22 protein-coding genes are annotated in these 24,097 nt (G+C 71.6%); 13 read left to right on the top strand and 9 right to left on the bottom strand.

What is annotated here, in order from left to right; genetic code table 11:
- Window positions 1–3 precede the first annotated feature (3 nt).
- Complete coding sequence (locus tag ABKA19_RS02705) at window positions 4–1,035, bottom strand: CDP-glycerol glycerophosphotransferase family protein (protein WP_353687538.1); 1,032 nt, start codon at window positions 1,033–1,035, stop codon at window positions 4–6.
- 107 nt (window positions 1,036–1,142) lie between these two features.
- Between ABKA19_RS02705 and ABKA19_RS02700 the strand changes: the two genes are divergently transcribed.
- Window positions 1,143–2,024, top strand: a complete 882-nt coding sequence (locus tag ABKA19_RS02700) for a glycosyltransferase family 2 protein (protein ID WP_353687537.1) — start codon at window positions 1,143–1,145, stop codon at window positions 2,022–2,024.
- A gap of 108 nt (window positions 2,025–2,132) precedes the next feature.
- Here ABKA19_RS02700 and ABKA19_RS02695 read toward each other — a convergent pair whose 3' ends face one another.
- A complete protein-coding gene (locus tag ABKA19_RS02695) occupies window positions 2,133–2,519 on the bottom strand; it encodes an EF-hand domain-containing protein (RefSeq protein WP_353687536.1) in 387 nt (128 codons plus the stop codon).
- Window positions 2,519–3,718, bottom strand: a complete 1,200-nt coding sequence (locus tag ABKA19_RS02690; RefSeq protein WP_353687535.1) for a DesA family fatty acid desaturase — start codon at window positions 3,716–3,718, stop codon at window positions 2,519–2,521. The genes ABKA19_RS02695 and ABKA19_RS02690 overlap by 1 nt, the downstream gene beginning before the upstream one ends.
- 139 nt (window positions 3,719–3,857) lie before the next feature.
- On the opposite strand from ABKA19_RS02690, the gene ABKA19_RS02685 reads away from it, so the two are divergent.
- The 5 genes from ABKA19_RS02685 (at window position 3,858) to ABKA19_RS02665 (ending at window position 10,813) form a co-directional block, all read left to right on the top strand.
- On the top strand, window positions 3,858–4,709 hold the full coding sequence (locus ABKA19_RS02685) for an ABC transporter ATP-binding protein (protein ID WP_353687534.1): 852 nt from the start codon (window positions 3,858–3,860) through the stop codon (window positions 4,707–4,709).
- Window positions 4,710–4,711: 2 nt separating this feature from the next.
- Window positions 4,712–5,527 (top strand): bifunctional DNA-formamidopyrimidine glycosylase/DNA-(apurinic or apyrimidinic site) lyase, encoded by an 816-nt coding sequence (gene mutM, locus ABKA19_RS02680; RefSeq protein ID WP_353687533.1) that lies wholly within the window; start codon window positions 4,712–4,714, stop codon window positions 5,525–5,527.
- A 199-nt stretch (window positions 5,528–5,726) separates the two neighbouring features.
- Window positions 5,727–6,305 (top strand): ECF-type sigma factor, encoded by a 579-nt coding sequence (locus ABKA19_RS02675; RefSeq protein WP_353687532.1) that lies wholly within the window; start codon window positions 5,727–5,729, stop codon window positions 6,303–6,305.
- Between the two features lie 24 nt (window positions 6,306–6,329).
- On the top strand, window positions 6,330–9,149 hold the full coding sequence (locus ABKA19_RS02670; protein ID WP_353687531.1) for a serine/threonine-protein kinase: 2,820 nt from the start codon (window positions 6,330–6,332) through the stop codon (window positions 9,147–9,149).
- Between the two features lie 74 nt (window positions 9,150–9,223).
- The gene (locus tag ABKA19_RS02665; protein WP_353687530.1) at window positions 9,224–10,813 is read left to right on the top strand and encodes an OpgD/OpgG family glucan biosynthesis protein; all 1,590 of its coding nucleotides are present in this window, start codon (window positions 9,224–9,226) and stop codon (window positions 10,811–10,813) included.
- A 61-nt stretch (window positions 10,814–10,874) separates the two neighbouring features.
- On the opposite strand, the gene ABKA19_RS02660 is transcribed toward ABKA19_RS02665, so the two are convergent.
- The 6 genes from ABKA19_RS02660 to ABKA19_RS02635 form a co-directional block, all read right to left on the bottom strand.
- Entirely contained in the window at window positions 10,875–11,357 is a 483-nt protein-coding gene (locus ABKA19_RS02660) for a hypothetical protein (protein ID WP_353687529.1), read from the bottom strand.
- A gap of 81 nt (window positions 11,358–11,438) precedes the next feature.
- Window positions 11,439–11,810, bottom strand: a complete 372-nt coding sequence (locus ABKA19_RS02655) for a VOC family protein (protein WP_353687528.1) — start codon at window positions 11,808–11,810, stop codon at window positions 11,439–11,441.
- Window positions 11,807–12,922, bottom strand: a complete 1,116-nt coding sequence (locus ABKA19_RS02650; protein WP_353687527.1) for an NAD(P)H-dependent flavin oxidoreductase — start codon at window positions 12,920–12,922, stop codon at window positions 11,807–11,809. The genes ABKA19_RS02655 and ABKA19_RS02650 overlap by 4 nt, the downstream gene beginning before the upstream one ends.
- Window positions 12,923–12,946: 24 nt before the next feature.
- On the bottom strand, window positions 12,947–13,567 hold the full coding sequence (locus ABKA19_RS02645) for a thymidine kinase (protein WP_353687526.1): 621 nt from the start codon (window positions 13,565–13,567) through the stop codon (window positions 12,947–12,949).
- 39 nt (window positions 13,568–13,606) lie between these two features.
- Complete coding sequence (locus tag ABKA19_RS02640) at window positions 13,607–14,368, bottom strand: SEL1-like repeat protein (RefSeq protein WP_353687525.1); 762 nt, start codon at window positions 14,366–14,368, stop codon at window positions 13,607–13,609.
- A 62-nt stretch (window positions 14,369–14,430) separates the two neighbouring features.
- Window positions 14,431–15,186, bottom strand: coding sequence for an SEL1-like repeat protein (locus ABKA19_RS02635; protein WP_353687524.1), 756 nt, complete (start codon window positions 15,184–15,186; stop codon window positions 14,431–14,433).
- Window positions 15,187–15,398: 212 nt separating this feature from the next.
- On the opposite strand from ABKA19_RS02635, the gene ABKA19_RS02630 reads away from it, so the two are divergent.
- From ABKA19_RS02630 to plsB, 7 genes are all read left to right on the top strand, one after another.
- Complete coding sequence (locus ABKA19_RS02630) at window positions 15,399–17,372, top strand: UvrD-helicase domain-containing protein (protein ID WP_353687523.1); 1,974 nt, start codon at window positions 15,399–15,401, stop codon at window positions 17,370–17,372.
- Window positions 17,369–17,917 (top strand): GNAT family N-acetyltransferase, encoded by a 549-nt coding sequence (locus tag ABKA19_RS02625; RefSeq protein WP_353687522.1) that lies wholly within the window; start codon window positions 17,369–17,371, stop codon window positions 17,915–17,917. Before ABKA19_RS02630 ends, ABKA19_RS02625 begins: the two co-directional genes overlap by 4 nt.
- Window positions 17,896–18,432: a DinB family protein gene (locus tag ABKA19_RS02620; RefSeq protein ID WP_353687521.1), complete on the top strand. Its 537-nt coding sequence runs from the start codon at window positions 17,896–17,898 to the stop codon at window positions 18,430–18,432. Before ABKA19_RS02625 ends, ABKA19_RS02620 begins: the two co-directional genes overlap by 22 nt.
- A gap of 84 nt (window positions 18,433–18,516) precedes the next feature.
- Window positions 18,517–19,410 (top strand): 5'-nucleotidase, lipoprotein e(P4) family, encoded by an 894-nt coding sequence (locus tag ABKA19_RS02615; RefSeq protein ID WP_353687520.1) that lies wholly within the window; start codon window positions 18,517–18,519, stop codon window positions 19,408–19,410.
- Window positions 19,407–20,135: an orotidine-5'-phosphate decarboxylase gene (gene pyrF, locus ABKA19_RS02610; RefSeq protein ID WP_353687519.1), complete on the top strand. Its 729-nt coding sequence runs from the start codon at window positions 19,407–19,409 to the stop codon at window positions 20,133–20,135. The genes ABKA19_RS02615 and pyrF overlap by 4 nt, the downstream gene beginning before the upstream one ends.
- A gap of 219 nt (window positions 20,136–20,354) precedes the next feature.
- Window positions 20,355–21,323, top strand: a complete 969-nt coding sequence (locus tag ABKA19_RS02605; RefSeq protein ID WP_353687518.1) for a hypothetical protein — start codon at window positions 20,355–20,357, stop codon at window positions 21,321–21,323.
- Between the two features lie 7 nt (window positions 21,324–21,330).
- Complete coding sequence (gene plsB, locus ABKA19_RS02600) at window positions 21,331–24,012, top strand: glycerol-3-phosphate 1-O-acyltransferase PlsB (protein ID WP_353687517.1); 2,682 nt, start codon at window positions 21,331–21,333, stop codon at window positions 24,010–24,012.
- The last annotated feature ends 85 nt before the right edge of the window (window positions 24,013–24,097 follow it).

Below are 24,097 nucleotides of genomic sequence, written 5' to 3'. Positions count from 1 at the left end.
GGGTCAGACCCGGGCCGGACCCCAGTAGCCGATCCGCCTGCGCAACTTCAGCTTGCGCCACAGGTTCAGCGGCTTGGGCTTGCGGTTGCGCCCGCCGGCGGCGACGAAGGCGTCGATCGCATCGAGCACGCGCTCGCTGGACCGGCCGTCGCGGTACGGGTGCAGCTGGTCGGCGAACTTGCGCACCGCGGCCATCAGTTCCGGCGGCCGCGACAGCGCGCGCCGGATCGCCGGCTCGAACTGCGCCGGATCGTCGATGTCGATCAGCTGTGGCCCGGGACGGCGGTTCTTGAAGGTCACCACCGGCTTGTAGGTCAGCAGGAACTCGTTGAGCGCCGACGAGGTATCCGAGCACATCATGTCCACCTGCGGGAACAGGTCGAGGATGTTGTCGTTCTCGGCGAAGGTCAGGTATTCGTTCTGCAGCGCCTTGTACCGGGCGACGACCTCCGGATCCATCTTCGGGTGGAAGGTCACGATCCAGCGCCACTCCCCGGTGCGCGACAGCCGCGCGATCTCGTCGTACAGCACCGGCGCGGCACTCCACGAAGGCGAGAACGTGGAGTGGTAGAGGATCACCGGCGGCTGCCGCACGGGCTCGGGCGCATCGCCCAGTTGCGCCATGAACGGGTCGATCTTGGGGAAGCCGGTCTCGGTCACCGCGAAGTGGCCCAGTTCCTTCGACAGCTCGCCGAAGGCCGCGGTGTCGCGCGGGCCGGTGGTGCAGTACAGGTCGAAGAAGCCGCGGATGTAGATGTGCCGCGGCTTGCCCGCATCGAAACCGTGGAAGGTCTCGACCTTCACCCCCGGGAAGAAGTGCGGCACCGCGTTGGACGAGGTGATCACCGCGTACGGGTTCCAGGCGCGGACCTGCTCGACGTCCAGCAGGGTCTCGTCCGGGTTGAGGTCTTCGGCGCCGGGGCCATCGAAGAACCACGCGGTCCGGTCCCCGCGCGCGCGGATCGCGGCCTGGATCGGGCGCAGGATCGCCAGCGCGTATCGCTCGGAACCGTACAGCAGGTAATGCTTGGGCACGTCGCACTCCCGGGTGCGCTGGGACGGCGGGGATTATCGCACCGGCGCGCGCCGGCCCGGCCAGCCCCTGCTAGGCTTTGCGCACCTTCCGTGCCGTGCTCCGCCGCATGACCGCCGACCGCCACGCCGTTGCCACGCCTGCCGCCGCATCGACCACGGTCGCCGCGGCCGTCACGGTGGCGGGCCGGGTCCCGCTGTCGGCTTGCGTCATCGCCTTCAACGAGGCCGACCGGATCGGCGACTGCCTGGCCTCGCTGTCGTTCTGCGACGAGATCGTGGTGGTCGACTCCGGCTCCACCGACGGCACCCGCGAGGTCGCGCAACGCGCCGGGGCGCGGGTCCTGGTCCGTCCCTTCGACGGCTTCCGCAGCCAGAAGCAGTTCGCGGTCGACCAGTGCGCGCACGACTGGGTGCTGAGCCTGGACGCGGACGAGCGCGTCGATGCGCGGCTGCGCGCGTCGATCGAGGCCGAGCGCGAAGGCGGTTTCGCCCGTGCCGCCGGCTATCGCTTCGCGCGGATGTCGGAGTACTACGGACGCTTTCTTCGCCACGGCACCGCCTATCCGGACCGGGTGCTGCGCCTGTTCGACCGGCGCCGTGCCGGCTGGCGCGGGGATCGCGAAATCCACGAGGCGGTATCGGTCGACGGCCCGGTCGCACTGCTGGCCGGCGACCTGCTGCACCATCCCTACCGTTCCTTCCTCCAGCTTCTGGACAAGAAGCAGCGCTATGCGCGGATGATGGCCGAGCACGATTTTGCCCGCGGCAAGCGCGCGACCCTGGGCAAGCTGGTGCTGGCGCCGGCCTGGCGATTCTTCCGCGGCTTCGTGCTCAAGGCCGGCTTCCTCGATGGTTGGCCGGGGCTGGTCGAGTCGTTCGTCAGCGCCAACTACGTGCGGCAGAAGACGATCATGTTGTGGCTGCTGCAGAACGGCCAGCCGCTGGTCGACCCGCCGCGAACGGGACAGGGCGACGGCTCTTCCCTGTAGGAGCCGATTTATCGGCGACACGCCACGTCGGCGCAGGCTACGTGTCGATCGTGCCGACGCCCGTGTCGCCGATAAATCGGCTCCTACAAGGAACGGACCCGCAACGGGTCAGAGCGGCGGCGCCGCCAGTTCGCGCGCGTCCAGGTAGCCGTCCTTGTTGGCGTCCTGGCGCACGAAGCGTTCGGCCAGGCGTCGCCGGTGCTCTTCCAGCGTGATCGGCTTGCCCTTGCCGCCGGGCAGCTCGGCGATGGCGAGCACGCCGTCGCCGTCGGCATCCATACGCTCGAATGCGTAGCCCATCCAGGCCACGTATTCGGCCTGCGAGATGCGACCGTCGCCGTCGCCGTCCATCCTTGCCAGGTAGTCGCCGGTGTGCTCGACCTGGGCGGCGGCGGTGGCGCTGGCAGCCAGCAGCCAACCCGCGCAAAGCAGCAGGCCCGGACGCGGGCGTCCGGGCCTGGTCGGCGGCGGTGCGTGGCGAGCGCTGCCCGGCATCAGTGCGCCAGCGCGTAGCCCTTCAGGCGTGCCGAGTAGTCCTGCAGCGCGCGGATGCCGCTGGCTTCGGCTTCCTGGCACCAGGCCTGCAGTTGGCGCAGGCGCTCGGCCGCGTCGTGGCTGCGCGCCTCCAGCAGCGCCGACAGGCGCGCGCGGTGCTCGACCAGCGCCTGGATCCGCGGCCGCTGCGAGACCCACGCGTGCAGCTGTTCGCGCGCATCGGGCTTGAGCCAGCGGCCATCGTCGACCAGCCCCTTGCGCATCCGCCGCGGCAGCAGTTCGCGCAGCCGGGCGCCGGCGGCGGCGGCCTCTTCGCGCAACGCCGGCTTGAGCACGTTGCGCTGGTAGTCGGTCATGGCCTGGAACCGGTGCGACAGCAGCGCGCGCAGGGTCTCGGTATCCGGTGCGGTGATGTTCGGGCGGATGTCCAGGCTCGGCGCCACGCGCAGCACCTTGGCCAGCCCGACCTTCTCCAGGCCCTTGATCGCGGCCCAGCCGATGTCGAACTCCCAGCGCCGCATCGAGAAGCGTGCCGAGCTGGGGAACGCGTGGTGGTTGTTGTGCAGCTCCTCGCCGCCGATCCACACGCCCCACGGGGTGAGGTTGGTCGAGGTGTCGGCCGACTCGAAGTTGCGGTATCCCCACCAGTGGCCGAGGCCGTTGACCACGCCGGCGGCCCAGAACGGGATCCACGCCATCTGGATGGCCCACAGGGCGACGCCCGGCAGGCCGAACAGGGCGAAATTGATGAACAGCAGCGCGGTCGGGCCGAGGTTAGCGTGCGGGGTGTACAGGTGGCGCTCGATCCAGTCGTCCGGCGCGCCCTTGCCGTACTGCTCGATCGACGGACGGTCGGCACGCGCTTCGCGGTACAGCTCCACGCCTTGCCAGAAGACCTTGCCGATGCCGCGCGTCTGCGGGCTGTGCGGATCCTCCTCGGTCTCCACCTTGGCGTGGTGCTTGCGGTGGATGGCGACCCACTCGCGGGTGATCATCGAGGTGGTCAACCAGGTCCAGAAGCGGAAGAAGTGGTTCAGCGCAGGGTGGAAATCCACGCCGCGATGGGCCTGGCTGCGGTGCAGGTACAAGGTCACCGAGAAGATCGTCAGCTGGGTGAAGACCAGCAGCACGACCAGCATGCCCCACCAGCCCAGGCCGGCGACGCCGGAGACGAGGAAATCGAACAGCACATCGAGCATCGCGGCAAACCCCGGAGCGTGAAGAAGCGCGGGAAACCGTCCCGCGTGGCGACATGATGGGGCCTGATCCGGCAAACTTCACCTGTCCGCCGCGTATGGTGTTCATCTGCGGCGTCCGCGCCAGGAACCGCCCCCGTCGATGACCGCTCCCGCCGTTCTTCACGCCCCCGCCGCCGAGCGGCCGCCCCTGATCGAACTGGACCGCGCCAGCGTCGTCCGCGGCCAGGTCCGGGTGCTCCACGAGCTGTCGCTGCGGATCGACCAGGGCCAGCACACCGCCATCCTCGGCGCCAACGGCTGCGGCAAGTCGACCCTGATCAAGCTGGTGACCCGCGAGCTGTACCCGCTGGCGCGCACCGGCGGCAGCGCGCCGGTGCAGGTGCTGGGCCAGGCCCGCTGGCAGGTGGACCGCTTGCGCTCCCAGCTGGGCATCGTGACCGGCGACTTCGGCGCCACGCTGGCCGACATGCCCCGGCTCACCGCCGAGGAGGCGGTGCTCAGCGGCCTGTTCGCCTCGTTCGTGGTGCCGCCGTTCCGCGAAATCACCGACGAGATGCGGCAGCGCGCGGCCGAGGCCCTCGAGCGCGCCCACGCCCTGCCGCTGCGCCGGCGCCTGTACGCCGAGCTGTCCACCGGCGAAGCCCGCCGCGTCCTCATCGCCCGCGCCCTGGTCAACCGCCCGCAGGCGCTGCTGCTCGACGAGCCGGGCACCGGCCTGGACCTGGTCGCCCGCGGCCACCTCCTGGCGATGCTGCGCACGCTGGCCGCGCAGGGCGTGACCCTGGTGCTGGTGACCCACCACATCGAGGAGATCATCCCGGAGATCGACCGGGTGGTCGTGCTGCACCAGGGCCGGGTACTGGCCGACGGCACGCGCCGGGCCACGCTGGACGGCGAGCTGCTCTCGCGCGCCTTCGGCGGCCCGGTCCGGGTCTGGCCGGAGGGCGACGCGCAAGGCGGCGTCCACTACCTGGCCGCCGCCGGGAGCTGACCGTGCCCGAACTTCCCGAGGTCGAAACCACCCGCCGCGGCCTGGCCCCGCACGTGGAGGGGCGGCGGGTCACCGGCGTGGTCCTGCGCCGGCCCGACCTGCGCTGGCCGATTCCCGCCGAGGTCGGCGAACAGCTGCCCGGCCGCCGCATCGCCGCGGTCCGCCGCCGGGCCAAGTACCTGCTGATGGACACCGATGCCGGCGACAGCGCGCTGCTGCACCTGGGCATGTCCGGCATGCTGCGGGTGCTGCCCGGCGATACGCCCGTCGGCGCGCACGACCATGTCGACCTGGCGCTGGATTCCGGCCGCGTGCTGCGCTTCACCGACCCGCGCCGCTTCGGCAGCCTGCTCTGGCAGCCGGCCGGCACCGAGCACGAACTGTTGCGTGGCCTCGGCCCGGAGCCCCTGTCGGACGCCTTCGACGGCGACTGGCTGTTCGTGCGCAGCCGCGGGCGCAGCGCGCCGGTGAAATCGTTCCTGATGGACCAGCGCATCGTGGTCGGCGTGGGCAACATCTACGCGGCCGAGAGCCTGTTCCGGGCCGGCATCTCGCCGACCCGCGCGGCCGGCAAGGTGTCGCGCGAACGCTACGCCGCCCTGGCCGGCGCGGTGCGCGAGATCCTCGCCTACGCCATCACCCGCGGCGGCACGACCTTGCGCGACTTCCTGAATCCCGACGGCGCGCCCGGCTACTTCGAACAGGAACTGGCGGTGTACGGCCGCGGCGGCCTGCCCTGCCCCAACTGCGGAGCGCCGCTGCGCGAGGCCAGCATCGGCCAGCGCGCCAGCGTGTGGTGCGCGCGCTGCCAGCGCTGATGCCGCGACCGCGCGACGCCTATCGGCCCGGATCCCGGCCACCGGGCCGGGATACCCGACGGTGACGATCCACCGGAGAGTCGCACCGCGCCCCCGTGGCCGCCGGCATGCATCGTGCCAACCGCAGCCGGTGCCGGTGGACGCCCGCAACGCCAAAAGCCGCTATATTCGGCCCCTCGCCGCGGTCATGGAGATGACGATGGCCGATGTCCCCGACAGTTCCCCCGAGATCACCGTGTGGCTGGATGCCGCGCGCGGCGGAGACCGCCAGGCGCTGGACCGTGTCCTGGGCACGCTGTACCAGGAGCTGCACACCCTGGCCCGCCGCCAGCTGTCCGGCCAGCAGAACAACACCCTCGACCCCACCTCGCTGGTCCACGAGTCCTACCTGAAGCTGGTCGGTGCCAGCAATGGCGCCCGCTTCGAGGACCGCGCCCACTTCTTCGCCTACGCCGCCTCGGCCATGCGCAGCGTGGTGGTCGACTACGCCCGCAACCGCATGGCACGCAAGCGCGGCGGCGACCTCAAGCGCGTGGCCGAGATCCCCGAGGAAGCCGAGAGCAGCCTGCGCCTGGACGAGAACCTGCTAGCCCTCGACACCGCCCTGGAGCGGCTGGCGGCCGTCGACGACAAGCTGGCCAAGGTGGTCGAACTGCGCTACTTCGCCGGCCTGTCCGAACAGGAGATCGCCGAACTGCTCGGCCGCTCCGAGCGCAGCATCCGCCGCGACTGGCAGAAGGCCCGGCTGTTCCTGCTCGCCGCCATGCGCGAAGACTGACCAGGCGCGGGGACGCGGGCGACCATGGACGCCGAGCGCTGGCTTCGCCTGTCCCCGCTGCTCGACGCGCTCCTGGACCTGCCGCCCACCGGGCGCGCCGAAGAACTCGAGCGCCTGCGCGCCTCCGAGCCGGCGCTGGCCGCCGAACTGGAAGAGCTGCTCGCGGTCGAGGACACCGACCCGACCTTCCTCCACGACCCGTTGCCCGGCACCCGGCCGGCCTCGCGCGAAGGCACCCGCCTGGGGCCTTACCGGCTCGAGCGCCTGCTCGGCGAAGGCGGCATGGGCCAGGTCTGGCTGGCCGAACGCGCCGACGGGCTGTACCAGCGCCAGCTGGCGCTGAAGCTGCTGCGCCCCGGCTACGCCGACCCCAACCTGCGCCTGCGCTTCTCCCGCGAACGCGAAATCCTCGCCCGCCTGCAGCACCCCAACATCGCCCGCCTGCTCGATGCCGGCATCGGCGAGGGCGACCAGCCCTACCTGGTGCTTGAATACGTCGAAGGCGTGCCGCTGACCGATTACTGCCGCGAGCACGCGCTCCCCGTGGAGGCGCGACTGCACCTGTTCCTGCAGGTATGCGCAGCGGTGCGCCACGCGCACGCCAACCTGATCGTGCACCGCGACCTGAAGCCCTCGAACATGCTGGTGGCGGCCGACCAGGAAGTGCGGCTGCTGGACTTCGGCATCGCCAAGCTGCTCGACCGCGACGGCACCGACGCCTCGCACGCGCGCACCGAGGTTCGCGCGTTCACCCTGCACTACGCCGCGCCCGAGCAGGTGCGCGGCGAACCGGTAAGCACGCTCACCGACGTCTACTCGCTGGGCGTGGTGCTCTACGAGCTGCTGGCCGGCGACAAGCCCTATCGCCTGCGCCGGCAGAGCGACGCCGAATGGGAACGCGCGATCCTGGAAGTCTCGCCGCCGCGCCCGTCGGTGGCGGTGCAGCGCCTGGCCGAGGCCGGGCAGGTCGAACCGGGCCAGGCGCGCAAGCTGTCGCGCCGGCTGCGCGGCGACCTGGACAACATCGCGCTCAAGGCACTGCACAAGGTTCCGGCCAGGCGCTACGGATCGGTCGAGGCGCTGGCGCGCGACATCGAGCGGCACCTGGAGGGCCGCCCGGTCGAGGCCCGGCCGCCGCGCATCGGCTACCAGCTGCAGAAGTACCTGCAGCGCCACCGCTGGGGCGTGGGCCTGGGCTCGCTGGCGGTGCTGGTGCTGGTGGCCGCGCTCGGCCTGGCGCTGTGGCATGCGGTCGAGGCCCGGCACGAAGCCGCCCGCGCGCAGGCGCTGCAGCGCTTCGTGCTGGGCCTGTTCGACCATGCCGGCGGCACCCAGCGCCACCAGGGCATGGCCCTGCGCGAACTGCTCTCGGCCGGCGCCCGCCGGGGAGAAAGCGAGCTGGAGGACCAGCCGCGCGCGCGCGCCGAGTTGCTGGGCGTGATCTCGCGCATGTACCTGGGCATTGGCGACTACCGCGAAGCGCTGGCCCTGTCCGAACGCCAGCAGCAGTTGCTGGAAACCGATGCCGGCGCACCGGTCGGGTTGCGCCTGGACGCGGCCAGCCAGCACGGCCGCGTCCTGCGCCTGCTCAGCCGCTCGCAGGACTGCATCGAGCGCATGCGGCCGCTGGCCGGCGAAGCGATGCAGGTGCAGGCGCAATGGCCGCAGCAGGCGGCCGACTTCAGCCTCCAGTTCGGCCGCTGCAAGCGCATGCTCGGCGAACCGGTCGCCGCGCGGCAATGGTATGAACACGCGATCGAGATCCGCCGCGACGTGCTACGCGATGATGCCGGCGTGGCCGAAGGCATGATCGACCTGGCCTCGATGGAAGCCGACGCCGCGCGCACGGATGCGGCGATCGAGCAGTTCCTCGCCGCGCAACGCCAACTGCGCGCGCGGCTGGGCGACCGGCATCCGCTGATGGTCGACATCCGGCGCAGCCTGGGCGTGCTGTACCTGGACCGCGGCCAGGCGCAGGAAGCGGAGGCGGCGCTGCGCTCGGCCCTGGCGCTGGCGTTGGAACTGCATGGGCCGGACCATCCGTCGACGCTGGCGGTCCGCCGCCAGCTGGGCCTGGCATTCCTGCAGCTGGGCCGCCTGGCCGACGCCGGCAGGGAACTCAACGCCCAGCATGGCCCGACCGAAGCCACGCTCGGTCCGCGCCACCGCGAAACCGCGCTGAGCCTGTGCGCGCTGGGCCGCCTCGCGCTGGAGCGCGGCGATAACGCCGCCGCGCTCTCGGCCTTCAGCCGCGCCGTCGACACCTGGCGCCAGCCCGACGGCCGCTACCTGCTCGATTACGGCCTGGCCGACCTGTCCGCCGCGCAGCAGGCGGCCGGCGAAGCCGATGCCGCCCTGGCCACGCTGGCGGAAGCGCGCAAGGTCCGCGCCGCGCGGCTGGGGGCCAGCCATGCGGCCGTGGGCGACCTGGACCGGCGGATGGGCCAGATGCTGCTCGACGCCGGCCAGGTCGAGGCGGCCAGGCCCTGGCTCGAACGTGGCGCGCAGCTGACCCGGCTCGGCTACGGCGCGGACGATCCGCGCACGCTGCATTCGCAACTGGCGATGGCGCGGCTGGCGGCGCGCGAAGGCGACGGTGCCCCGCTGGCACGCTTCGCCGACGGGCTGCCGGAAGCGCCGTCGCTGGCGCCGATACGCTGGGAGGCGCAGGCGTTCGCGGCCCAGGCCAGCTGCCTGGACGGGGACCTCGCCACCGGTGCGCGGCAGTTGCGCCTGCTCGAAGAGCAGCTGCGGCAGTCGCGTCCGGAAGGCGGCAGCCTGGTCCGCGAGGTCGCCCGCCTGGCCAGCGCCTGCGGGATGACGGTGGCCCGCGGCGGCGGCTGAACGGTGTTCGCGGCCGGCTCCTCGCAGCGCCGCGGTGTGCGTAAGATGGCGCGCCCCCGCCACCACGACGCGCCATGCAACGACGCCAGTTCCTGACCCGGGCCTCGGCCGCCCTGGCCGCCTTCGGCCTGCCGCTTCCGCTGCTGGACGCGATGGCCAGCCCGCTGCCGCTGGGCGAGCGCCACCCGTTCGACTACGCCTGGCTCAAGGGCCATGCGCGGGCACTGGCCGGCAAGGCCTTCTCGCCGCGCAGCGACGTACTGCCGCCGCCGGTCGCGGCATTGAACTGGGACCAGTACCAGTCCATCGCCTTCCGCCAGGACCACGCGTTGTGGGGCGACGTGCCGGGTTCGAAGTTCCAGGCCAAGTTCTTCCACCTGGGCATCTACTTCAAGCGCCCGGTGCGCATGTTCGAGGTCGCCGGCGGCCAGGCGCAGGAACTGGCCTACGACCCGGCGATGTTCGACTTCGGCAAGAGCGGGCTGAAGGGCCAGAAGCTGCCCCAGGACCTGGGCTTCGCCGGCTTCCGCCTCAACTCGCCCGACGACATCCGCCGCGACTGGGCCGCCTTCCTCGGCGCCAGCTATTTCCGCGCGGTCGGTTCGAGCATGCAGTACGGCCTGTCCGCGCGCGGCCTGGCGATCGACACCGGCATGCCGCGGCCGGAGGAATTCCCCGACTTCACCGCCTTCTGGCTCGAGCGCCCGGCGCCGGGCTCGGAAACGGTGGTGGTCTACGCGCTGCTGGATTCGCCCAGCGTGGCCGGCGCCTACCGCTTCGCCATCACCAAGGGCGAACCGCTGGTGATGGACGTGGACGCGGCGCTGTATCCGCGCAAGGAAATCGAGCGCATCGGTATTGCTCCCGCCACCAGCATGTACCAGGTCGGCGAGAACGACCGGCGCATGGACTGGGACTGGCGCGCGGAGATCCACGACAGCGACGGCCTGGCGATGCACAGCGGCAACGGCGAGTGGATCTGGCGGCCGCTGGGCAACCCCGCGCACCTGCGCTACAACGCCTTCGCCGACGAGAACCCGCGCGGCTTCGGCCTGCTGCAGCGCGACCGCGACTTCGACCACTACCAGGACGACGGCGTGTTCTACGAGAAGCGCCCGAGCCTGTGGGTCGAGCCCAAGCATGGCTGGGGCAAGGGCTCGGTGCAGCTGGTCGAGATCCCGACCATCGACGAGACCTTCGACAACATCGTCGCGTTCTGGACTCCGCAGGCCAGGCCGCAGCCGGGCCAGGAGCTGCTGTACGGCTATCGCCTGTACTGGGGCGAGCAGCCGCCGGTGCAGCCGCCGCTGGCGCAGGCGGTGGCCACGCGCACCGGGCTGGGCGGGGTGATCGGCTTCAAGCGCGAGCAGTTCTCCCAGCGCTTCGCGGTCGACTTCGCCGGGGGCGAACTGGCGGCGCTGGCCAAGCGCAATGCGACGGTCGAAGCGGTGGTGGAAACCAGCCGCGGCCGCCTCGACACCGTGTCCGCGCGGCCGCTGCACGCGATCGAGGGTTATCGCGCGATGTTCGACGTCTATCCGGGCGACGACTCCACCGGCCAGCTCGACCTGCGCCTGTACCTGCGCCACGAAGGCCGCGCGCTCAGCGAGACCTGGCTGTACCAGTGGAATCCGCCGCCGGCGTCGGAGCGTCGGCTTTACTGAGGCGCCTTGTTCCACCCCGCCCTTCCGGGGTGGGCTGCGCGCCGGCGGGCGCAGCCGCCACCTAGGCCGTGTCGCGGGTCACGGTGAACTGCCGTGCGTTCGCGGCGCTGCGCTGCCAGCGGCGTGCGATCCACCAGGCCGCCCAGGTGGCCAAACCCAGGCTGGCTTCCAGCGCGTAGTAGAACCACGGCCGCTGCGACACCGTGTCCAGCGGATGGCCGAACCACAGCGGCGCCAACCCGTTGATCGCCAGCAGCACGCCGGCCGCGAACGCGAGCGCCGACCCGGCGGTCGCCGCCACCACGAAGCGCAACGCCAGCAGCGCCACGATGAAGGCGGGCAGGCCGACCCCCAGGCCGTAGGTGACCAACAGGTCCCAGGAGAACACCCCGGCCTCGATCGAACCGGCCTGCTTGAACCAGGCGAAGAAGCCTTCCGGCGCAGCGATCGCCGCGGTGTGGGCCAGCACGAATACCGAGGCGATGCCCACCGCGACGCCCAGCACCAGGCAGACCACCGCCTGCACAACCCTCGAACCTGACATGCAACCTCCCCGTGTGTGATCGAACGGCGGCGCGGACCCTTGTTCGCGGCCGCGTGCCGGCCAGGACGAAGCTGCGTCCGGCTACATCCCCTCGGCCGGCTCCCACAGCTCGACCTTGTTGCCCTCCGGATCGATGACCCAGCCGAACTTGCCCTGCGCGGAAGTCTCGGTGCCGGCGACCACGTTGCAGCCCTCGCTGCGCAGCACCGCCAGCAACGCCTCCAGGTCGGCGACGCGGTAATTGATCATGAACGACGCTGTGCCCGGCTGCATGTACGTGGTGTCGTGCGCGAACGGGCTCCACACCGTGACCCCGGCCTCGCTGTCCGGCCCGCCCCAGCGCAGCAGCGCGCCGCCCCACTCGCACACGTCCAGGCCCAGGTGGTCCCGGTACCAGGCGCCCAGCGCCTTCGGGTCCTCGGACTTGAAGAAGATGCCGCCGATACCGGTCACGCTCCCGTCCGATCCATCCCCGCCAGTCGCCGGGTCACGCCTGGCGCATCCAGCCCCGGGAAAGCACCCGGACTCGTGCCCGACCACAGCGGGCTGAAGTCGTCCAGGCCACGCGCTTCGGCCACGGAACGCAGTGGCGCCAGCGACTGCGATGCCCACGGGAATGCCGGGGCAAGGCTGGACAGCGGACCCAGCTCGCGCATGAGCCGGTTGACGAGACCTCGTGCCGGACGACCGCTGAACAGGTTGGTGATGGTGGTATCGCGCCCGGCTTGGCGGAGCGCGGCGCGGTGCACGGCGCTCGTCGTGGCTTCCGGGCACAGCAGATAGGCGGTGCCGGCCTGGATCGCGCTGGCGCCGGCGTCGAGCATGGCCCGCACGTCCTCGCGGCTGGCGATCCCGCCGGCAGCGACGACCGGGACCGACAACGACCCTGCCAGCGCGGCGACGAGCTCGCGCGTACCGGGCTGCCCGGCCAGATCCCCGGCGAGGAACTGCCCGCGGTGTCCCCCGGCCTCGATGCCCTGGGCGATGACAATGTCCGCGCCGCGCCTTTCCAGCCAGCGCCCTTCTTCCAGGGTGGTAGCCGTGGCGAGGACCACCGCGCCCCATCCCTTGATCCGCGCCAGCAGGGAGGGTTCGGGGAGGCCGAAGTGGAAGCTCAGGACCTTCGGGCGGAACGCCTCGAGCAGGCCGACGGTGGCCGCATCGATCGGCCGGCGCACGCCGGTCACGCCCGGTGCCGGTGGCTCGATGCCGAACTCCCGGTAGTACGGTTGCAGCGCGCGTTGCCAGCGTTGCATGGCAACCGGATCCGGCGCCGGCATCGCGTGGCAGAAGAAATTGAGGTTGACCGGCCGGGGCAACGCGGCGAAGCGGACCAGCGCCCGCTCCAATCCTGCCGGATCCAGCATCGCGCAAGGCATGGAACCGAGCCCGCCCGCCTGGGCCACCGCGATGGCCAGCGCCTCGTCCTGCGTGCCGGCCATCGGCGCCTGGATGACTGGAAGCTCCATGCCCAGCAGCGCGCCAAGCGGATTCATGGATGGCTCGCTACCCGCACCGATGCCGATTGCGACGGCCCGCCGAACCCACGTGGCGGCGGCCGGCATCGCATGTCGCCCGTCCGCGTCCGCTCACAGCAGCGGCACCTGCAGCGGTTCGATCGCGCCTTCGCCGCGCATGACCTTCTTGAACTCCGGGCGGCTGACCGACACGTAGCGTTCGTTGCCGCCGATCTCCACCTGCGGACCGTCCTGCACCGCCCGGCCCTGCGCATCCACGCGCACGTTCATGGTCGCCTTCTTGCCGGTGTGGCAGATGGTCTTGATCTCCTGCAGCTCGTCGGCCCAGGCCAGCAGGTACTGGCTGCCTTCGAACAGTTCGCCGCGGAAGTCAGTGCGCAGGCCATAGCAGAGCACCGGGATGCGCATGCGGTCGACCACTTCGCTCAGCTGCCACACCTGGGCGCGGCTGAGGAACTGCGCCTCGTCCACCAGCACGCAGCCCAGGGGGCCGTGGGCCAGCAGGTCGGCGCCGACCAGGCGCTCCAGGTCGGTGTCGCGGTCGAAGGCGGTGCCCTCTGCGCGCAAGCCGATGCGCGAGGCGACGACGCCGCCGCGACCACTGCGGTCGTCCAGGCGCGGGGTCAGGATCAGCGTGCGCATGCCGCGCTCGCGGTAGTTGTGCGCCGACTGCAGCAGGGTGGTGGTCTTCCCGGCGTTCATCGCCGAGTAGTAGAAGTAGAGCTTGGCCATGGGCGGATTCTACGGCCGCCGCGCCCGGCCGCGATGCGCTCAGTCGGCGGCCGCCGGCCCCGCGCGCGCGGGATCCCCCACCTCCACCCTTCCGGTGGTCAGCAACGTCTTCCAGATCGTGTCCTGCCAGGCGAAGTACGCGTCGGGTTCCCAGAAGGTGTCGTCGAAGTACTCGCTGCCGCGCAGGGTGATCGAATCGCGCCCGGCCCCGGACGGCGGAATGATCGGCAGGTTGCCGAAGAAGCCGCCGATGGCCAGCTGGTCGGGGCGCTCGCGGGCCAGGACCCGGGCCAGCCGCCGCTTGGCCTTGTCGTCGCCGTACTTGCGCAGCAGCGGCTGGCCGCGGCGCAGCGCCTGTTCGCGCTCCTGCGCGCCCAGCTGCGACCAGTAGCGCTCGCGCAGGAGGTAGAAGTCCTCGTAATAGCGCTCGGCGGCCAGGTCCATCCAGGCGTAGCCCAGCGCGCGGTCGCGTGGTCCGCCCAGTCCTTCCCAGTGCATCTCGCCGAGCATGGCCTGCGAGGGCTTGTCGGCGAAGCGCGCGGCGCGCTCGAAGCATTCGCGGGCGCGTTCGTAGTCGCCGCGGGCATAGGCCTCGCGCCCGCGGATGCGCCAGGCCAGGTCCGGATGGCCTTCCATGAAGCGCAGGATCAGGTACTGGGCCAGGGGCTCGTCGCCCTGCAGCTCGACCGCCACGCCGGCGGCGCGCTGGGCGGCCGGGCTGGCGTTGACGCCGACCGGCCCGAGCGGGGCCTGGGTCGTCACCTGGGCGGCGGCGGGCAGCCACAGCAGTCCCGCCGCCATCATCGCGACGACGACCCGGCCCCGCGTCCTGCGTGCCCGCCCTGCCTGGTGCATCGGCTTCCTCAATCGGCCTGCTTCACCTGCTCCACGTCGCCCACGTCGACGTTTTCCTTCTGCGGGGCCTTCCACACCTCGTCCTGCCAGGCCCAGTAGCGCTCAGGCTCCCAGTAGTCCTTGCGATAGTAGTCCTCGGCGCGCAGGGTGGTGTTCTTGCCGGCCATCGGCCCGGTCATCGGGATGATCCGCACGAAGCCGACCGCGCCGGTGCGGCTGCCGGTCACCTTGCGGCCCTCGGTGCGGAGGATGCGCTCCAGGCGAGGCTTGGCCGCGTCGTCGCCGAACTCGGCCAGCAGCGCCTGGCCGCGCTCGATCGCCGCGTCCTGCTCGGCCTGGGTCAGCTCGCCCCAGTAGCGCTCGCGCAGGATGGTGAAGTTCGGATACATGCGCTCGGCGGCCAGGTCCATCCAGGCATAGCCGATCGGCTTGTCCTGGGCCACGCCCAGGCCCTTCCAGTACATTTCGGCGAGCATCGCCATCGAGGCCTTGTCGGCGTAGCTGGCGGCCCGCCGGAACATCGTGTGCGCCTCGTCGTAGCGCTTGTGGTGGAAGGCGTGCAGGCCCTCGCGGCGCCAGCGGATGTCCGGGTGCGCGGCCAGGAAGCCCTCGGTCAGCAGTTCCGGGGCGATGTCCGGTTCGCCGACGTAGTTGCCGAAGCTGGGGCGCTCGACCTCGCCCTCCCATTGCAGCAGCCGCACCGGGCCGGCCGGTTCGGTGCTGGCCGCGGCGGAAGCGGCCAGCGGCAGGCCCAGCGCCAACATCCACGGGATCAAGGAGCGGCCGCGGCGGCGGGACGGGTCGGGCGACGGCGGGTTCCGGTACATGGCGCTCCACTCCCTTGGGGTGCGATGGAAGGTACGGCCATCGCCGGGCAACCGTCGCACCCCCTTCGTCACTGGGACACAAGTCACGCCCGGGGCCGGCCGGCGGCTCCGGGTAGAATGCCCGGCCCGTTCCACCCGTTGCGCCCATCGTGCTCAATCCCCCCCAACGCGCCGCGGTCCTGCATGACGAGGGCCCGCTGCTGGTGCTGGCCGGCGCCGGCAGCGGCAAGACCCGGGTCATCGTCGAGAAGATCGCCCACCTGGTCGGCACCGGCCGCTACCCGGCGCGGCGCATCGCCGCGATCACCTTCACCAACAAGTCGGCGAAGGAGATGCGCGAGCGCGTGGCCAGGCGGATCAAGGGCGAGGCGGCCGAGGGACTGACCATCTGCACCTTCCATGCGCTGGGGCTGAAGTTCCTTCAGATCGAGCATGCCGCCGCCGGGCTGCGGCGCGGGTTTTCGATCTTCGACGCCGACGACAGCGCCGCCCAGGTGAAGGACCTGATGCCCGGCGCCAAGCCCGACGCGGTCGACGACGCGAAGAACCTGATCTCCCGCGCCAAGAACGCCGGCCTGTCGCCCGAGCAGGCGCTGGCCGCGGCCCGCTCCACCCGCGAGATGGAGGCGGCGAAGCTGTACGCGCGCTACCAGGCGCGCCTGTCCTCGTTCAACGCGGTCGACTTCGACGACCTGATCCGGCTGCCGGTACAGATCCTGGAGGAGAACGCGGAGGTGGTCGCCGCCTGGCGCGAGCGCATCGGCTACCTGCTGGTCGACGAGTGCCAGGACACCAACGACGCCCAGTACCGCCTGCTCAAGGCGATCGCCGGGCCGAAGGGCAACTTCACCTGCGTGGGCGACGACGACCAGAGCATCTACGCCTGGCGCGGCGCCAACCCGGAGAACCTGCAGCAGATGGAGCGCGACTACCCCGCGCTGCAGGTGATCAAGCTGGAGCAGAACTACCGCTGCTCCAACCGCGTGCTGCGCGCGGCCAATGCGCTGATCGCGCGCAACCCGCACCAGCACCTGAAGACGCTGTGGAGCGACCAGGCCGACGGCGAGCGCATCCGCGTGTGGGAGTGCCGCGACAACGAGCACGAGGCGGAGAAGGTCGCGGCCGAGATCGCGTTCCTGCACGAATCCAAGCAGGTGCCCTGGAACGAATGCTGCATCCTGTTCCGCGGCAACCACCAGTCGCGTGTGCTGGAGAAGGCACTGCAGCTGCTGCGCGTGCCCTACCACCTCACTGGCGGAACCGCGTTCCTGGAACGCCAGGAAGTGAAGGACGCGCTGTCCTGGCTGCGGGTGATCGCCAACCCGGAGGACGACGCCGCGTTCCTGCGCGCGGTGCAGTCGCCCAAGCGCGAGGTCGGCGCGACCTCGCTGGCGCGGCTGGCCGAACTGGCCGCCAGCAAGCACCTGCCGATGTCGCGCGCGGCGCAATCGCTGGGCGCGCTGCAGCAGCTCCCGCCACGCGCGGCCAACGGCCTGGGTGCGTTCAACGACGCCATCGCCGACCTGCGCGACCACGCCAGCAAGCTCAGCGCGTCCGAGCTGGTCCGGCGCCTGGCGGAGAAATCGGGCCTGCTCGCCGACCTGCGCGCGCAGTGCAAGGACGAGGCTTCGTTCCAGCGGCGCAAGGCCAACCTGGACGAGCTGGCCGAGTGGTTCGAGGGTGGCCCGCGCGGCGCGACCGCCGGCGACCTGGCCGCGCAGCTCGCCCTGCTGTCGCGCAACGACAAGGATGATGGCGGCAACCAGGTGCGGCTGATGAGCCTGCATGCGGCCAAGGGGCTGGAGTTTGGCTACGTGTTCATCGTCGGCTGCGAGGATGGCACCCTGCCGCACGAGGCCGCCCTGGAGGAGGGCTCGCTGGAGGAGGAGCGCCGGCTGATGTACGTGGGCATCACCCGCGCCAAGGCCCGGCTGTGGCTCAGCTACAGCCGCGAGACGCGGCGCTTCCGCGAGAAGGTGCGGCTCAAGCCCAGCCGCTTCCTCGACGAGCTGCCGGCGGCCGAGCTGCAACGCGACGGCGCCGACCCGGTCGCCGACGCGGCGGCGAAGAAGGAGCGGGCCAACGCCAGCCTCGCCGCGATCCAGGCGCTGCTCGGCGAATGAGCGCGCCCGCGGCCATCGCCACCACCGCGCGGCTGCGGCTGCGCGTGCTGCACGAGGATGATGCGGCATTCATGCTCGAGCTGCTCAACCAGCCCGACTTCCTGCGCTTCATCGGCGACCGCGGCGTGCGCGACCTGGAGCAGGCACGCGCCTACCTGCGCGAGGGCCCGCTCGCCGGCTACGGCCGCGATGGCATGGGCATGTACGTGGTCGAGCCGCGCCACGGCGGCGCGGCGATCGGCCTGTGCGGGCTGGTGGTGCGCGAGGGCCTGCCCGGCCCGGACATCGGCTTCGCCTTCCTGCCCCAGTTCTATGGCCAGGGCTACGCGTTCGAGGCGGCCAGCGCGACACTGGCGCTGGCCCGCGACGCATTCGCCCTGCGCAAGGTCCTGGCGATCGTCTCGCCGGACAACGCACGCTCGATCGCGCTGCTGCGCCGGCTGGGCCTGCGCGACGCCGGCAGCGTGCGGCTGCCGGGCAAGGACGAGGACATCCTGCTGTTCGAGACCGCGGAGGACTGGCGATGCGCGACCACTTCCAGCTGATGGCCGACTACAACCGCTGGATGAACGGCAACCTCCACCGCGCCGCGGCGGCGCTGCCCGCCGACGCGCTGGATGCGCCGCGCGGCGCGTTCTTCGGCTCGATCCTGGGCACGCTCAACCACCTGGTCGTGGCCGACACCGTGTGGCTCAAGCGCTTCGGCGGCGGGGGCCGGGATGCGCACTGGACCGCGCTGCAGGCCGTGGCCGGCATGCCCATGCCGCCGGCCCTCGACGCGCGCCCGTGCGCCGACCTGGCGCAATGGTGGGACACGCGCCGGCAGCTGGATGCGGTCATCGTCGAATGGATCGGGCAGCTCGCGGACGCCGACCTGGACCAGGTCCTGCAGTACCGGAACATGCGAGGCGACGTGCAGCGGCGACGGCTCTCGCACCTGTTGCTGCACCTGTTCAACCACCAGGCCCACCACCGCGGCCAGGCCACCACGCTGTTCAGCCAGTGCGGCGTGGACGTCGGCGTGACCGACCTGCTCGTGCGCCTGCCTGCCACCGACTGATCGATCCTGCAGCGGACGTCGAAACACAGCCGCCGCCGGCCAGCCGCTAAACTGGCGCCCCCGCCGCCGCCGAGATCGCGCTCGATGCGTCTTTCCCTGATTTGCGCCGCCCTGGCCACCGGCCTGCTGGCCACCGCGTGCCAGCCGGTGCGCGAACAGGCGCCCGCCGCCGTGCCGGTCGCCACCGCGCCCGCTCCGTCGGTGCCGGCCGACGACAACCTCAACGCCGTGCTCTGGGTGCAACGCTCGGCCGAATACCGCGCCGCCGCCGCGCAGACCTATCGCGCCGCCACCGACCACCTGGACGCGGCGCTGAAGCAGGCCGACTGGGACGCGCTGGTCCCCGAGGAACGTGGCAACCCGGCCCGCGGCCTGAAGCCGGCGGTGATCCTGGACATCGACGAGACCGTGCTGGACAACTCGCCCTACCAGGCGCGGCTGGTCCGCGACGGCGCCGAGTACAGCGATCCGACCTGGGACGCCTGGGTCGAGGAACGCAAGGCCAAGGCCCTGCCGGGCGTCGTCGAGTTCGCCCGCGCCGCCCATGCCCGGGGCATCACCCTGGTCTACATCTCCAACCGCGCCGTGCACCTGAAGCAGGCCACCCTGGACAACCTGCGCAGCGAAGGACTGCCGGTCGCCGATGACGGCGTGTTCCTCGGCCTGGGCACCGTGGTGGCCGATTGCGAGCAGGACGGTTCGGAGAAGGACTGCCGCCGCCAGCTGGCCGGGCGCCAGTACCGCGTGCTGATGCAGTTCGGCGACCAGCTGGGCGACTTCGCCCGGGTCTACGACAACACCCCCGCCGGACGCCAGGCGCTGCTGGACCGTTACGAGGACTGGTTCGGCGAGCGCTGGTGGATGCTGCCCAACCCGACCTACGGCAGCTGGGAGCCGGCGCTGTTCGACAACGACTGGCGCCAGCCGCGCGACGCGCGCCGGGCGGCCAAGCGCGCCGCGCTGGAGGTGGCGCGGTGAACGCCCGTCCGCCGCTGGCACTGGCCACCGACGAGCGCCTGATCTTCGCCCTGGACGTGCCCGGCCGGGCGCAGGCGCTGGAATGGATCGACCGGCTCGGCGACAGCGTCCGCTTCTACAAGATCGGCATGGAACTGCTGGCCTCGGGCGAGTACTTCCAGGTGCTGGACGACCTGGCCGCGCGCAACAAGCGGGTGTTCGTCGACCTGAAGTTCTTCGACATCCCGGCCACCGTGGCCGGGGTGGTCCGCGGCCTGGGCCGCTGGCCGGTGAGCTACTGCACGATCCACGGCTGGCACCCGGCGATGATGCAGGCCGCCGCCGAGGCCAATGCCGGTTCGGACATGCGCCTGCTGGCGGTCACCGTGCTGACCTCGATGGACGCCGGCGACCTGCGCTCGATGGGCATCGCCGGCGAACCGGAAGCGGTGGTGCTCGAGCGCGCCCGCGCCGCGCAGGCGGCCCGCATCGACGGGGTCATCTGCTCGGGCCTGGAAGCCGGTCCGATCCGGCGCGCGCTCGGCGGCGGGTTCTCGATCGTCTGCCCCGGCATCCGCCCGGGCGGCCCGGCCGGCGACGACCAGAAGCGCAGCGTCGGCGTGGCCCAGGCGTTCGCCGACGGCGCCGACGCCATCGTGGTCGGCCGTCCGATCCGGCGGGCCGACGATCCGCGGGCTGCGGCACAGGCGATCCAGCATGAGATCGCCGTTGCACTTGGTCAATAAAATCAATCTCTTGTGTACATCAACCTAAGGTATTGCCTAAGGTTAACGGCGGCGTTACGATGCCCGCGTCCGGCTCCTGGCCGGAACCGTGCCACAACACGATGTCCTCCGGCCCAGCCGGATTGAGGGAGGCGCAAGCCTCCCTTTTTTATTCCCGGACGCCTTGCCCGCGCGCCGCGGGTGCCGCCACACTCGGCGCGGACCCTGCGGATGCCGCCCATGCCCCGACTGCGCTCCTGGACCCGGCCGGCCCCCGCCCTGCGGCTGTGCATGCTTGTCGCGCTGCTGGCGCTGGCCGCCTGCCGTCGGGAACCGCCACCGGCGGAGCTGCCCGGCGCGGCCAGCGAGCCGGCCGGTGCGGTGCGCCAGCTCGCCACCCACCTGCAGGACAACGACCTGCAGGCCTTCGCCCGTGATGCCCTGCCGCCGCAGGAGCATGCCGCCCTGGCCCGGGCCTGGGCCGAGGGCCGCAGCCGCTGGCCGGTGACCGAGTTGCCCCTGGACGAACAGCTGGGCCCGTTGCTGGGCGCACTGTCGGCGCCTGGATCGGAGCAGGCGCTGCGGCGTTCGTTCGAGCGGCAGATGGCCGGACAGGACGCGGCGCTGCGCAACGCCGCCCGTTCGCTGGCCCTGTTCGGCGTGCAGTACGTGCGCACCCAGGACGACTACAGCGCCGAGGAACGCGGCCACTACAGCCAGGTCATCGGCGCCCTGGGCACCTGGTCGGCGACCGCGCCGCTGGGCGACCGCGCGCGCGCCGAGGCGGCGATCGACCGCCTGGCTGCCGCGGCCCGGGCCACCGGCCTCGACGGCGACGAGGCCCTGGCCGCGGCCGGCATGGAGGAGAGCCTGCACCGCCTGGGCCCGTTTGCCGCCACCGTCAAGGCGGTCCTGGCCGACTACGGCCTGGACCTGGACCGCAGCCTGGCCGACCTGCGCACCGGCCTGGTCGAGGAGGACGGCGACCGCGCCACCGTCCGCATCCACTATCCACTCGCCGGCAGCGAGATCGACACCACCGTCAGCCTCACCCGGCGCGACGGCCATTGGTACCTCACCGATTACCTCGACCACGCCGCGCGCCTGCTGGTGGAACCCCCGGTCGCGTCGCCCGCCCCGCCGACCCTGCCCGACCTGCCGGCCCCGCCGGTGCCGGCTGAACCGGCCGGGCCCGCGGCTGCGCGATAATCCCGACATGCCTGAACAGAATTCCTTTCCGTTTCCGGAGCCGCCGCCCGGCAGCAAGCCGGCGCCCGCCCCCCGTCCGGCTGCCGGCGGCAGCGATGCCGCGGACCCGGCCGCGGCGCCCCCGCCGGCTGGCACCCCAGCCGAGGCCGTGGTCCCGGCCCCGCTCGCGAACCGGCCGGCGGCCACCCCGCGCCGGCCGCTGTGGGCCCGCTTCATGGGCTGGCTTGCCGACCCGTGGCTGGAGCTCAAGCTGGAGCCGGCCGACCTGGACATGCACGCCGACCCGCGCCCGGTCTGCTACGTGCTCGAGGACTATGGCCTGTCCAACGCGCTGATCCTGGACAAGGCCTGCCGCCAGGCCGGCCTGCCCTCGCCACTGGTGCCGCTGCCGCGCGACCCCACCGGGCGCAAGCGCGCCTACGTGGCGCTGTCGCGCCGCAACGCCGCGCCGCTGATCCCGGACCAGCGCCCGGCCAAGCGCACCCATTCCGACTCGCTGGCGCGGCTGCTGCAGGCGCACCGCGCCGACCCGGCGCTGGACGTGCGCCTGGTACCGGTGTCGATCTTCGTGGGCCGCGCCCCGGACCGGCAGAGCGGCTGGTTCTCGGTGCTGTTCTCGGAGAACTGGGCGCTGGTCGGCCGCTTCCGCCGGCTGCTGGCGATCCTGCTCAACGGCCGCGACACCCTGGTCCGCTTCGCCGAGCCGGTGTCGCTGCGCGAGACGGTCGAAGAGGGCCTGCCGGCCGAGCGCACCGTGCGCAAGCTGCAGCGCGTGCTGCGCGCGCACTTCCGCCGGATCCGCGCGGCCATCATCGGCCCGGACCTGTCGACCCGGCGCCTGCTGGTCGACCAGGTGCTCGCCGCCGAGACCGTGCGCGAGGCCATCGCCGACCAGGCCCGGCGCGACAACTCCAAGCCGGTCGAAGCCTGGAAGAAGGCCCATGCCTACGCCTGGGAGATCGCCGCCGACTATTCGCACCCGGTGGTGCGTTCGGCCAGCTTCCTGCTCACCCCGGTCTGGAACAAGATCTACCGCGGCGTGCTCGTCCACCACCTGGACAAGCTCAAGGAAGTCGCGCCCGGCCACGAAGTGGTCTACGTGCCCTGCCACCGCAGCCACATGGACTACCTGCTGCTGTCGTACCTGCTGTACGAGCGCGGCATCGTGCCTCCGCATATCGCCGCCGGCATCAACCTCAACCTGCCGGTGGTCGGCACGATCCTGCGCAAGGGCGGCGCGTTCTTCATGCGCCGCAGCTTCCGCGGCAACCCGCTGTACTCGGCCGTGTTCACCGAGTACGTGGCGCAGCTCGTCTCCGGCGGCTACTCGCTGGAGTATTTCGTCGAGGGCGGCCGCTCGCGCACCGGCCGGCTGCTGCAGCCCAAGGGCGGCATGATCGCGATGACCGTGCGCGCGTTCCTGCGCCAGCCCACCCGGCCCGTTCTCTTCCAACCCGTATACATCGGCTACGAGAAGCTGATGGAGGGCAACAGCTACCTGGACGAGCTCTCCGGCAAGCCCAAGGAGAAGGAGTCGATCTGGTCGCTGCTGTGGGGCATCCCCAAGGTGCTGCGCAGCAACTACGGCCAGGTGGTGGTGAACTTCGGCGAGCCGATCCGGCTGGGCGAGGTCCTGTCCGAGCGCGCGCCGGCCTGGGACGGCCGGCCGCTGGGCGAGGACGAGAAGCCGGCCTGGCTGGCCGACACGGTCGACGCGCTGGCGCAGAAGATCCAGGTCAACGTCAACGGCGCCGCCGACGTCAATCCGATCAACCTGCTCGCGCTGGCGATCCTGTCCACGCCCAAGCACGCGATGGGCGAGGCCGACCTGCTGGCGCAGATCGCCCTGTCCAAGACCCTGCTGGCCGAGCTGCCCTACTCCGAGCGCTTCACGGTCACCCCGCACACGCCGCAGGAAATCGTGGCCCACGGCGAGGAGATCGGCGTGCTCAACCGCATCCCGCATCCGCTGGGCGACGTGCTCAACGTCGACGACGACACCGCGGTGCTGCTCTCCTATTTCCGCAACAACGTGGTGCACCTGTTCACCGCCTCGTCGTGGATCGCCTGCTGCTTCCAGCACAACCGGCGCATGAGCCGCCGCACCCTGGTCCGGCTAGGGCGCACGGTCTATCCGTTCCTGCAGGCCGAGCTGTTCCTGCCGTGGAACCAGGACGAGTTCGCCGAGCGCGTGGATCGGATCGTCGACGTGTTCGTGCGCGAGGGCCTGCTGCAGCAGATCAACGACGACGAGGGCGGGATCCTGCAGCGCAACCAGGGCCAGAGCGACGAGGTGTTCCGCCTGCGCGCGATCGGCCACACCCTCCAGCAGGCGTTCGAGCGCTACTACATCGCCATTTCGGTGCTGGTGAAGAACGGCCCCGGCACGCTCGGCGCGGCGGAACTGGAGAGCCTGTGCCAACTGGCGGCGCAGCGGCTGAGCCTGCTCTATGCCGAGTCGGCGCCCGAGTTCTTCGACAAGAGCCTGTTCCGCAGCTTCATCCAGAAGCTGCGCGAACTGAAGCTGGTGTGGCCGGACCAGAACAGCAAGCTGCTGTTCGACGACCGCCTCGACGCCTGGGCCAAGGACGCCAAGCTGATCCTGGGCCGCGAACTGCGGCACACGATCGAGCGGGTCAGCCCGGAAGCGGCGCGGCCGGAGGCGGTGGAGCCGGCGCCGGCCGACTGAGTCCGGCCGCGGACCGACGGCGGTCCGCGGTACGCACCCGGGGCCGCCGACCGGACCGCTGCCGGCGGGCACCGGTGGCCGCTCC

Origin of the sequence: Pseudoxanthomonas sp. Soil82, assembly GCF_040446535.1 — a bacterium.
GTDB classification, from domain to species: domain Bacteria; phylum Pseudomonadota; class Gammaproteobacteria; order Xanthomonadales; family Xanthomonadaceae; genus Pseudoxanthomonas; species Pseudoxanthomonas kaohsiungensis.
Note: the sequence above shows the minus strand (reverse complement) of the source record. Positions and strands in the feature narration are given on the sequence as shown.

Excerpts from the sequence above, each read along its gene's own strand:
- ABKA19_RS02700 (WP_353687537.1), top strand. The coding sequence starts at position 1,143 with ATGACCGCCGACCGCCACGCCGTTGCCACGCCTGCCGCCGCATCGACC.
- ABKA19_RS02695 (WP_353687536.1), bottom strand. The coding sequence starts at position 2,519 with ATGCCGGGCAGCGCTCGCCACGCACCGCCGCCGACCAGGCCCGGACGC.
- ABKA19_RS02690 (WP_353687535.1), bottom strand. The coding sequence starts at position 3,718 with ATGCTCGATGTGCTGTTCGATTTCCTCGTCTCCGGCGTCGCCGGCCTG.
- ABKA19_RS02685 (WP_353687534.1), top strand. The coding sequence starts at position 3,858 with ATGACCGCTCCCGCCGTTCTTCACGCCCCCGCCGCCGAGCGGCCGCCC.
- ABKA19_RS02675 (WP_353687532.1), top strand. The coding sequence starts at position 5,727 with ATGGCCGATGTCCCCGACAGTTCCCCCGAGATCACCGTGTGGCTGGAT.
- ABKA19_RS02670 (WP_353687531.1), top strand. The coding sequence starts at position 6,330 with ATGGACGCCGAGCGCTGGCTTCGCCTGTCCCCGCTGCTCGACGCGCTC.
- ABKA19_RS02665 (WP_353687530.1), top strand. The coding sequence starts at position 9,224 with ATGCAACGACGCCAGTTCCTGACCCGGGCCTCGGCCGCCCTGGCCGCC.
- ABKA19_RS02660 (WP_353687529.1), bottom strand. The coding sequence starts at position 11,357 with ATGTCAGGTTCGAGGGTTGTGCAGGCGGTGGTCTGCCTGGTGCTGGGC.
- ABKA19_RS02650 (WP_353687527.1), bottom strand. The coding sequence starts at position 12,922 with ATGCCGGCCGCCGCCACGTGGGTTCGGCGGGCCGTCGCAATCGGCATC.
- ABKA19_RS02645 (WP_353687526.1), bottom strand. The coding sequence starts at position 13,567 with ATGGCCAAGCTCTACTTCTACTACTCGGCGATGAACGCCGGGAAGACC.
- ABKA19_RS02640 (WP_353687525.1), bottom strand. The coding sequence starts at position 14,368 with ATGGCGGCGGGACTGCTGTGGCTGCCCGCCGCCGCCCAGGTGACGACC.
- ABKA19_RS02635 (WP_353687524.1), bottom strand. The coding sequence starts at position 15,186 with ATGTTGGCGCTGGGCCTGCCGCTGGCCGCTTCCGCCGCGGCCAGCACC.
- ABKA19_RS02625 (WP_353687522.1), top strand. The coding sequence starts at position 17,369 with ATGAGCGCGCCCGCGGCCATCGCCACCACCGCGCGGCTGCGGCTGCGC.
- ABKA19_RS02620 (WP_353687521.1), top strand. The coding sequence starts at position 17,896 with ATGCGCGACCACTTCCAGCTGATGGCCGACTACAACCGCTGGATGAAC.
- ABKA19_RS02615 (WP_353687520.1), top strand. The coding sequence starts at position 18,517 with ATGCGTCTTTCCCTGATTTGCGCCGCCCTGGCCACCGGCCTGCTGGCC.
- ABKA19_RS02605 (WP_353687518.1), top strand. The coding sequence starts at position 20,355 with ATGCCCCGACTGCGCTCCTGGACCCGGCCGGCCCCCGCCCTGCGGCTG.
- plsB (WP_353687517.1), top strand. The coding sequence starts at position 21,331 with ATGCCTGAACAGAATTCCTTTCCGTTTCCGGAGCCGCCGCCCGGCAGC.